8 protein-coding genes are annotated in these 6,736 nt (G+C 40.7%); 6 read left to right on the forward strand and 2 right to left on the reverse strand.

Annotated elements, in window-relative coordinates; genetic code table 11:
• Positions 1 to 796 precede the first annotated feature (796 nt).
• The 6 genes from HUJ19_RS00080 to HUJ19_RS00105 all read left to right on the forward strand — a co-directional run bounded on the left by HUJ19_RS00080 (position 797) and on the right by HUJ19_RS00105 (position 3,846).
• Complete coding sequence (locus tag HUJ19_RS00080; protein WP_290621535.1) at positions 797 to 1,126, forward strand: hypothetical protein; 330 nt, start codon at positions 797 to 799, stop codon at positions 1,124 to 1,126.
• A 74-nt stretch (positions 1,127 to 1,200) separates the two neighbouring features.
• Positions 1,201 to 1,455, forward strand: a complete 255-nt coding sequence (locus tag HUJ19_RS00085; protein WP_290621537.1) for a hypothetical protein — start codon at positions 1,201 to 1,203, stop codon at positions 1,453 to 1,455.
• A 57-nt stretch (positions 1,456 to 1,512) separates the two neighbouring features.
• Positions 1,513 to 2,409: an acyl-CoA desaturase gene (locus HUJ19_RS00090; protein WP_290621539.1), complete on the forward strand. Its 897-nt coding sequence runs from the start codon at positions 1,513 to 1,515 to the stop codon at positions 2,407 to 2,409.
• Between the two features lie 21 nt (positions 2,410 to 2,430).
• Complete coding sequence (locus HUJ19_RS00095) at positions 2,431 to 2,784, forward strand: hypothetical protein (protein WP_290621540.1); 354 nt, start codon at positions 2,431 to 2,433, stop codon at positions 2,782 to 2,784.
• 15 nt (positions 2,785 to 2,799) lie between these two features.
• Positions 2,800 to 2,997 carry a hypothetical protein gene (locus HUJ19_RS00100; RefSeq protein ID WP_290621541.1) on the forward strand — a complete coding sequence of 66 codons (198 nt, stop codon included), beginning with the start codon at positions 2,800 to 2,802 and terminating at the stop codon, positions 2,995 to 2,997.
• Between the two features lie 234 nt (positions 2,998 to 3,231).
• Positions 3,232 to 3,846, forward strand: coding sequence for a hypothetical protein (locus HUJ19_RS00105; protein WP_290621542.1), 615 nt, complete (start codon positions 3,232 to 3,234; stop codon positions 3,844 to 3,846).
• Positions 3,847 to 4,165: 319 nt separating this feature from the next.
• On the opposite strand, the gene HUJ19_RS00110 is transcribed toward HUJ19_RS00105, so the two are convergent.
• Both HUJ19_RS00110 and HUJ19_RS00115 read right to left on the reverse strand, forming a co-directional pair.
• On the reverse strand, positions 4,166 to 6,052 hold the full coding sequence (locus HUJ19_RS00110) for a DUF4105 domain-containing protein (RefSeq protein WP_290621543.1): 1,887 nt from the start codon (positions 6,050 to 6,052) through the stop codon (positions 4,166 to 4,168).
• 69 nt (positions 6,053 to 6,121) lie between these two features.
• Positions 6,122 to 6,631 (reverse strand): DUF3015 family protein, encoded by a 510-nt coding sequence (locus HUJ19_RS00115; protein WP_290621544.1) that lies wholly within the window; start codon positions 6,629 to 6,631, stop codon positions 6,122 to 6,124.
• Between the last annotated feature and the right edge of the window lie 105 nt (positions 6,632 to 6,736).

Here is a 6,736-nt window from a genome sequence, read left to right on the forward strand (position 1 = left end):
TAATAAATTCTCCGAATTTCGGGTTAAGCCTCCGCAAATCCCATTTCCCGACCCAAGCCAGCTTTAATCCGACTGAGCACCCCGGCAAATGTGTCGATTTGCGTGTGTAGTTTAGGTTTCGTGACCCGAAATCCATCTAAAACAGACGCACTTACGAGCCACGGCGCGCTTTATACCATTTTTAAGGGTTTGAAGCAATTATTAATGCGTATTTCGGTCTTGAAACGTCCCGTTATTGCTAGGCTTCAGCATCGGACAGCCTTCCCCTGCTATCATCCTTGCGAGATCAAAGGCAACGTCGGAATCTCTATATTGGTAATAGCATAGGATGGGGTAGCGCAGCGTAACCCATCAAAATAAACATAAACAGGTGTCATTCCGCGACTTGATCACAGAGTCGAGTGACTTTTTATAACCTTCCTCAATGACAGGTTTCGCCACTCAGCGAGTCCCTTTTCTTTGCACCACGGGCACTTCCTGCGGTCGCTTTCCAAAGAAAAGGGACGAAAAGAAAAGACACCCCGAGATTGAGGTTTCGCAAGCGAAACTACCTTCGTATCCGCCAAGCCACTTAACGCACCGCAAAATACGTTCCATCCCTGTCCCGAATTTTGCTATTCAAATCATCTCCCTAAAGGGATTCCTTTCAGTCACAGATTTGAATTGCTATGCCTTGACTACTCCTCAGCTCAACCTAAGGGGTAATTGGAGCAAGTCTGAACGGCCATAAACAAATTGAACTTGTATCAAAAGTCTTATGATAATAAAGTCTTAAGCGTGAGTTTATTCAATAAATATGAAGGGGTACGTTATCGATATTTCTGCTAGCGATTTAGTTGCGATAGTGGCTGTTTTAATCGCAATATTATCAGCATTGTATTCCCGCTGGTCAGTCAAAGAGGCAAAAAAAGCTAATGACATAGGCCGATTGAACGCATTGCTCTCATTCCGTAAGCACTACCTTGAACTTATGAAGCATCAAGAAAGCATGGCTAAACTACTTAAAGATAGCGATAGCGGTATGCAGGCTGTAAGAGAGAAGTATGCTGATATAGACTCAAAGCTACGTGAGGTTGGCTCAGCGTTAGAACAATATCACAGTAAAGTAGTAAACAATAAAATTTAGGCCCCACCAAGTAGCAGTAGCTCAAAATCAACCTAACATACTGTTTTTAAATAATTTAGAAGTAGATTTATATTTTGAATAATTATTTTTTATACACTGGAATATCGATAGCTTTAATACTGAATATTTTTGCCAGCTATCGTGTTTTTCGCTCAGATTATTTCGATAAGCGTCAAAAAGTAATTCAAGTTATTTTAATCTGGATTCTTCCCTTTATAGCCGCTATCGGTATTTTGCTGTTTTTATCTAATGAAGAAAAACCTAAAGGCCGACCTTCAGAGTTTGGAGGCGGGGCTCACGACAGCATAGGTGCGACAGCAGATGATTAGCAATCGTAGGGTGCGTCGTGACGCACCATTTAATTTACTAGGAATTAAAACCTCATGATGGAACCCGTCTTAAGAATCAATGGAGCTAACGCTAATCCTAATGAGGGTGAGGTTGTAGTTGATTGGCCTAAAGCTGTTTGGAATCTAGGAATGCTTCTCGCTTCGGTTGCATTAATCCCTTTTTATACCACGCCCGGCTCAGTTCTACTCTTTGTTGTGTTGACGTACTTTACTCTGCTGATTGGCCATAGTGCTGGGATGCATAGAATGATGATTCATAGGTCATTTAAAGCTATTAAACCCGTTGAGCGACTTTTAATTTATATTGGCGTCTTAGTGGGTATGTCTGGGCCTTATGGAGTGATAAGGATTCATGACTTGCGAGATTGGGCGCAGAGACAGAGCAAGTGTCACGACTTTTTCTCGCACAGACGATCTTATTGGAAGGACTTGTGGTGGCAACTGACCTCCGGCTTCAAATTTTCCAACCCACCAAGCATTCAAATTGAAGATAGTCTATACCAAGACAAATTTTATCAATTCCTCGAAAAGACCTGGCGTCTACACCAGATACCGCTGGCTTTAATTCTTTATTACTTTGGTGGGTTACCATTTGTGGTTTGGGGGATCTTTGCCAGAGTTTCTCTCAGTGTCGTCGGACATTGGACAATAACTTACTTTTGCCACAACCCCGGCCAAGGCAGGTGGAAAGTTAAAGGTGCCTATGTACAGGCATCAAACTTACCGGGTTTAGGGATTTTGACTTATGGAGAATGTTGGCATAATAACCATCATGCATTTCCTGAGTCAGCAAGAATTGGGATTGAAAAAGGCCAGCCCGATCCAACTTGGCACTTTATACAGCTTCTTAGAGCTTTCGGATGGATCATTGAAGTTAAACTCCCACGCGAAGAAAATTCCAGGGAAGATTTGCAGGAAATTACTAAACAATAAAACCCCTAACTAGGATAATAAATGAATAAGCATGAATACCGATTAACTTGGCTTTTTTTACTTTATGGTGTTATTGCCGTTGGCGGACTGAGTTTTGGCTTACCTTATGTCATTGAGCGCTTTACTGAAACTAATGCTACGCTCTACTCGAAAAACAGTTTAACCCTACCTCAACAAATTATTCTCGCGGTAGCAATTAGCCATGCGTTCATTGTTTTTTGTGCCGGCATATACTCATATATCAAAAAAACAGCTCTTAATAACTTTAGTCTTGTAGCCACAATAATCTTACTAATCATATTCCCAATTGGAACGACCATCGGTGTATATTATTTATGGTATCGTTCTAATAACTTGAAATTAAATCAAATGTAGATACCAGAGGACATTATGGATAACAAACAACCTGAGCAGAATAATAAGAAAGAACCGCAAACCTTTGTCGGCGTTTTTATGGCAATCGGTGTTGGTGTTGGCGCAGCGCTTGGGGTAGCCCTGGGTAATATTGCGTTGAGTATCCCGTTAGGTATTGTCGCGGGTTTAGTCGTTGGTCTGGCAATTGATGCCAAGAATAAGAACTCTAAGTAATAAGACCTTTTAATAACTCCCTATCCCGCCCGGGTTAATATAAAGTCGCAAAATTACGCGCTTAAAGCGCGTAATGACAGAGCTTTTGGGAGCTCTTAGATACATTGTGCCTCCTGACCTCAACCTTCAAACCTGTCTAAAAATCATACTAGCCATTCTCTTGATTATGTTTTATAACTAGTTTGAGCCTTTGGGGAGACTACATCCTAACTAGAAGAGTTTAAGGGAGTCATTATGAAGCTTTTAGCTATTGTTCTTTCTATTTTCTTTACCTCTACGATACATGCCGCAGAGCAATCACAACCCTTCGATTACACCAAGATCAAGCCTGAGCATTTCGATAAACTTGAAGATGATCAACAGTTCACCGATGAGCAGGGGTTGACCTTTAAAATTCAAAACACTAAATATGCTCGTGGCGTTTATATTCAACACGAAGAGAATGGCAAAAAGCGTTGGAAGAAACATGGTGCTTTTTATAGTCTCTATGAAGGACGTGTCACTGAAATGCAGGAGTATGTCTTAGGCGAAAAGCACGGTCTACGAGAAGCCTATCATAAAAATGGCAAAGTCCAATTCCGCGAGCAGTATCAACGTAATAAAAAACATGGGCTGTGGGAACAGTTTAATAATAAAGGTAACAAGGTAGCTCAATGCGATTATGTTGATAATCAAAAGCATGGCAAATGCTATGACTATCACTCCAACGGTAAAGTGAATTTTGATAAAGATTACGTCAGTGGGAAACGTCATGGCCAAGTGCTCCAATACAACTCAAAGGGAAAACTGGTCGCAAGGTCAACCTACAATGAGGGAAAGAAAGTCGGCAAAACCGAATGGTTAAATTAATCAATATTGGAGGAGATTATGACAGGAACAATTTTAAGATTAATTATAACAAGCTTATTATTACTTTCATTAGTCTCATGCTCAGACTACTCGACCTACAATGAGTGTGTCAGTTATAAGGTCGAAGAAGGTGAAAACAGAATCGTTGCAAGTACCAGCTGTGAGCGAGAGGTTCGCCAGGGAAAAATCGAGTGTGACGATTCTTACTGTTTGCCCTGGTAGCTGGTGATATTTACATGCCCAATTAACACCACTAGGATTTTCCCTCGTCGTGGCCAAAAACCTCCAATAATCACAGGTGGTTTTTGCTATCTGATGACTACCAGTAATAACCAACAGATATGCCGATCTCTTCTTGATCACTTTTTCTGTAGAGGAAACGGCTTTCCCAGTTCTTTGCAAGTTCCAATCTTAGGTTTACTTCAATAGACTCTTCCGAGTTGCTTTCAAAGTCGGCTCGGTGCTCATAAGTCACTCTCCCCCGCAAAGCCGATGAGAAGTTGACTTGTGAGAAAGCCTTAGCACGCACAAAGTAGTTATCAAATACAGAACCGGACTCTTGCAGCCCACCACCGAAATAACCAGCAATAACAAAATCTTCTGAAATAGCGATGCTATACCCCATATCACCCTGAATCTTGAATAGTGAACAGTCTATACAAGAAAAGGTGTCTCGCTCCCAACCAACTCGAAGATTCCAAGGACTTCCGCCGTCCTGAGGCAAACCAGTAGCTTTGCTGTTAATGCTTTGAATGTTGATTACATCCAGGTAGTCCAAGGCATAGCTACCATCATGATGGATTAACCCTAGCTCACCCATGCTAAGTTGAGAAAAGCCAATATGTGCGCTACTGGCATCTAATGAATCATAATAAGCAGGTCTTAACCTTATGGTTTCATATTGCCCCCAGGCTTCATGATTAACAGTACCAAGAGATATCAGGCTCGGTTTTCGACCTGAATGTGGCCCACTCTGTTTATTGTATTTTTTCTCAAAGTTAGACTGCCCCTTTTCGACTTTAAATCGTGCCGATAATACTGCCTGGTATGCTTTGTTTGCCTGCTCTTCTTCTGAGTCTTCGATAATTTGGTAGTAATCCAATAGGGTATCAAGAACTCTATGTTTGCCTTGAGTTGAGAGGCTCTCGAAGTTAGTGCTATTCAAATAAGAGGTGCTGTCAATTGCAGCTTCAACATGCTTTTTTTCATCAAAAGAAAGCTGTGAGTATTTATTATAAAGCCGCGTTTGACGCGAAGGGTATTTATAAATATCTTTTACAATTTTTTCTCCATTTCGTTCAAGTGATGGTAACAGTTGAACTACGTCTTGCGGATATGTCCAAAACTGTCCATCTGGCACAACATCCAGGCCATCAATAATACTGAATAACTCGGCCATTCTGTAAGCACAATTTTCTTTCAGGAAATAGTATGTGTATTCTTTTCTTAAGACTTCCCAGGAGTGGGCTACCAATAAGTCAACTTCATTCTGACTCAGGTTCAGCTCATATTCCCACATATCCCGGAGCTCGCCTTCACCATAATTGCCTTCATGGAAATAAAATTCTATTTGTGTAAAACCAGCGTCATAACCACCAAACAGTCCTTTAAGGATATAAACAACAGGGTTTTCATTATCTGGAACAATTGCTCCATAATTTAAACTTGAATCTAGAAGGTGTGTGTTTTTATTTTCTTCCGAGGAATTAAATTTCAGCAAAGTGTGACCATAAAAAGAAGCAGGATTTCCTAAATATCCGGTTGCATAGACGATGCTTATACTGTTGATACTGCCTTGTCTTGTCCACTCTCTATACTCCTCACAACCGTTTAATATTTTTTCTTTAGCAAAATCATTTCCTAACTGAGTGCGAAGCCATAGCAATCTTGCAGGGAATTGGCAGTGATATTGCTTCAGTTGAGCCTGACTACTATCACCTGTGAAAGCATCAATAGTTGCTATCAGCTCTTGTTGAGGTTCTGTTTTTCCAGAGTTGGAAATAAAAAAAGCAGGATTATGAATTGCACTAGTGAATCCTGATGGGCTTGATGAGTCTTCTTCGTAGTGCAACAAGTTAAGCCAGGTGCGAGAGTGACTTAATTGATTTAATTCTTGTTCTGATAGTTGCTCATTGGCTTGTGCCATGATCTGAAAAGTAAGCAGACACAATAAAACAAACTGCCCAAAGGGCTTAAAGGTTTTCATAGAAGTTTATTAACAGGAGAGAATTCAGAGAAAAAGTCAGCCATCAAACAATGACTGACTCATATTGCATTACGCTGCGCAAGTACCTGCTGGGCTTGAGCTTACTACGTCATTTACGATTAAGTAGTAATTTTCGGCCTTTTGACCGTTAGTCATTGAGTTGTAGTCATCACTGCTTACAGACTCACCAACTTTACCACGAATATTGGAGGTCATTTCAGTGCGAGCAGTTGCACTACAACCGTAGATATCTAGCATTGCAGTTAAATATTGACCTTCACCACGCGCAGTATCTTCAACCAGGTTATCATATGAAGTGCTGATAAACTGAGCAACTTCAACGTTTTTACCACTACAAGTCTCAGGGCTTGCAGTTGCAGATGTTACCGCTGTTGTACCTACGTCCCAAATGATGTTAGAAGTTACCGCAGCCCAGTGAGTATCTGGGAATAATGCAGCACCGATACCACAATCAGTAAATGGGTTAGGACCTGTTCCAGGCTTACCCTCTTCTGCTGATACGATACCTGCTTGAGTTGATAAAATAGCCCCAAAAGTGATAGCTAATACTTTTTTCATTGTTTTTTCCTCAATTTAGTAATTGTTATGTATTTACTACTATTAATTATGGGGCTGATCCAGATAACTATAATTTAGTATTATCTGGAAATGAAGAAAAGTAAA

Origin of the sequence: Kangiella sp. (genome assembly GCF_014762745.1) — a bacterium.
Classification (GTDB): domain Bacteria; phylum Pseudomonadota; class Gammaproteobacteria; order Enterobacterales; family Kangiellaceae; genus Kangiella.